Source organism: Moorena sp. SIO3I6, from assembly GCF_010672095.1.
This window is the reverse complement of the sequence record NZ_JAAHHU010000949.1, coordinates 1-1,896: the sequence shown is the minus strand read 5'-3', so window position 1 is coordinate 1,896 and position 1,896 is coordinate 1. Positions and strand designations below refer to the sequence as shown.

Genomic DNA, 1,896 nt, shown 5'->3' with positions numbered 1-1,896 from the left:
TTCAAACGTTGATAGGTTTGCCGATTCCAACTGGAAATTTCTTGATTTGAGGCAATGTCCGTTACTATCATGCTGGCATAGGTGTCAGAGCAAAGGGATTACATATCAACCTTTTCCTGCTTTTGTTACCTAAGTCAGGATTGAACTTGAATATTCTGTGATCATGGCTTAATTTATCACTACTTAGCACTCAGGACGATTTTAAGGGAAGTATTGTTTAAGTATCATTACAAAATAAATTACCTCCTCCTATTCTCGATAATGCTTACAAAATCAGGATTTTGATTTTGTAAAACCGGTAATTATTTTTGTGTGAATACTTACAAATTACTTAGGATTGCTATATCCGTATTTATAACGATTTTTTTTTTAAAATACTCTATAAAAATCAGTAATTTCAACCATAGCTATTACTAAAATTTTAGTCAACAATAGATTAAAGTATATCGCTGGTTACTAAATTATCGTAAGCAATCAGCAATCAGCAATCAGCCGTCAGCCGTCAGCCGTCAGCCGTCAGCCTTTGGCCTTTGGCACCTCAAGTAGCACCTCAAGTAGCCCATAAGCTAAATGCTTACTTTTATATTAATTAGTTACACATATTTTTACCTATTTACTATTCCCGATTTCCGATTTCCGATTTCCGATTCCCGATTCCCGATTCCCGATTCCCGATTCCCGATTCCCGATTCCCAATTCTAACTTCTAAATTCTAAATTCTAAATTCTAACTTCTAACTTCTAACTTCTAACTTCCCGATTCCCGATTCTCTAGAAATGATTAAACTCAATCAACATTTAATATCCTATTTAGGTAGTTGCGCCTTATCTGCACTGGTGCTGTTTCCAGGATTAGCTAAAGCTCAGGTTCAAGTTTCTCCTTTAGTTATTGAAGAAGAAGCAGAACGAGGTCAAGCTAGAGGTATCATCAACGTCACCAATCGCAGTAATAAGGCGTTTCGAGCCCGTGTCTATGCGAAACCTTTCACCTACGATGAAAATGGGTTTGAAGCATTGGAATCTAGCTCTAATGATTTAACCCCTTATCTACAATTCTCCCCTCGTGAATTGGTAGTAGAACCAGGCGTAACTCGCCGCATCCGCATGATTTCCCGCTTTCCTCCTAGTATGGATAAAGGGGAATATCGGGCAGTGATTTTCACAGAAAATCTGGCACATTCTCAGAATAACCGTGGTGGTGTCAGTATGGGCATCGTACCTCGCGTTGGTGTGACTGTCTATGTACGTCATGGAGATATTTCTCCCAAATTGACCGTAGAGGAAGCGAGCTTTGATGACAAGAGTAAGCAGATTCTGTTACAGGTTAGCAACAGTGGCAATGCCACTGCACGTCCCAAGGTGGAGTGGACTTTGAAACAGGGAAGCACTACGGTCACCACTGGCAAACAAAACGAATGGACAGTTATTGCTGGGGGAGAACGGAAAATTTCTATCGGATATCCTAGTGATGCCAAGCAACTGACAGCTGGACAATACCAATTGACTGGAACCTTGCTTTGGGGCGAAGAAGAGAATCGACAAAGTGTGCCTTTTAGTATTAATCTGACTGTTCCCACCAGCACCACTGCTCAGAGTAATTAACCTGAGGGCGTTGCTTAATAATAGAATGATTTTAAGAGTTTTGTGGAACAGGCATCTTGCCTGTTCCCTGGTCTGTGTTCGGGTGCATCTCCTTTTTGCTGCATTGCTTGCCTGTTCCTTGAGGAGTAGGTAGAATTAACCCCGTCTCTTACTGGCTGGTATCTCACCGTAAAGCGCAAAAAATCAACGCAACCAACCTTGTTCTTACCAAAAATATTGGGTTTAAAGCCCCGTCCTTCTAGGACGGCTTTTTTTTTGGCTCTAACTTGACAGCTTTATATAAAGTTGCTAGTAA

General features: G+C 40.6%; 2 protein-coding genes. Both read left to right on the top strand.

The annotated features are described in order from the left end of the window. Positions 1–570: 570 nt before the first annotated feature. Positions 571–702, top strand: a complete 132-nt coding sequence (locus tag F6K49_RS44810; protein ID WP_293108501.1) for a hypothetical protein — start codon at positions 571–573, stop codon at positions 700–702. 74 nt (positions 703–776) lie between these two features. Continuing rightward, positions 777–1,601 carry a P pilus assembly protein, chaperone PapD gene (locus F6K49_RS44805; protein ID WP_293108497.1) on the top strand — a complete coding sequence of 275 codons (825 nt, stop codon included), beginning with the start codon at positions 777–779 and terminating at the stop codon, positions 1,599–1,601. The last annotated feature ends 295 nt before the right edge of the window (positions 1,602–1,896 follow it).